Below are 746 nucleotides of genomic sequence, written 5' to 3' on the forward strand. Positions count from 1 at the left end.
CCGTCGCCATCCACCGCCGCTACGGTACCAATCACATCGCTGTCGAGTGAGTTCTCGTTGTACTCGAAGGTGTAGTCCTCCACCGGATTGTCGTCGTCATCGACAAAGATCGGGCTGTCCTCATCCAGGTTCAGCTCACTGAGCTCGACATTGATGTTGGTGGATTTCACCTCGCCTAAGCCTTCATCTTCGGTGGCGGTGACGACAATGTTGTGCACGTTTGATGCAAGCTCAAAGTCGTTGGTAAACGCCGCCACCCCAGCCGCGGTTAAGCTGATCTCACCGGAGTTGGCGTCGATTTCAAACAGCGGCTCATCGGCGTCGTTGGTGACATTGGTGGTGATGCTGTAGGTGACGTTTTCGCCGTCGCCATCCACCGCCGCTACGGTACCAATCACATCGCTGTCGAGTGAGTTCTCGTTGTACTCAAACGCGTAGTCCTCCACCGGATTGTCATCGTCATCGACAAAAATAGGACTGTCTTCATCAAGATTCAGCTCGCTGAGCTCGACATTGATGTTGGTGGATTTCACCTCGCCCAAGCCTTCGTCTTCGGTGGCGGTGACCACAATGTTGTGCACGTTCGACACAAGCTCGAAGTCATTGGTAAAGGCGGCGACTCCGGCTGCGGTTAAGCTGATCTCGCCGGAATTGGCGTCAATTTCAAACAGCGGCTCATCGGCGTCGTTGGTGACATTGGTGGTGATGCTGTAGGTGACGTTTTCACCGTCGCCATCCACCGCCGC

General features: G+C 55.0%; 1 protein-coding gene. It reads right to left on the reverse strand.

Annotation, left to right across the window (positions count from 1 at the left end; all coding sequences use genetic code 11):
* On the reverse strand, positions 1-746 hold a 746-nt coding region (locus RJ47_RS21475; RefSeq protein WP_039485310.1), incomplete at both ends, for a cadherin repeat domain-containing protein.

This window comes from Vibrio sinaloensis, from assembly GCF_000808535.1.
GTDB classification, from domain to species: Bacteria; Pseudomonadota; Gammaproteobacteria; order Enterobacterales; family Vibrionaceae; genus Vibrio; species Vibrio sinaloensis_D.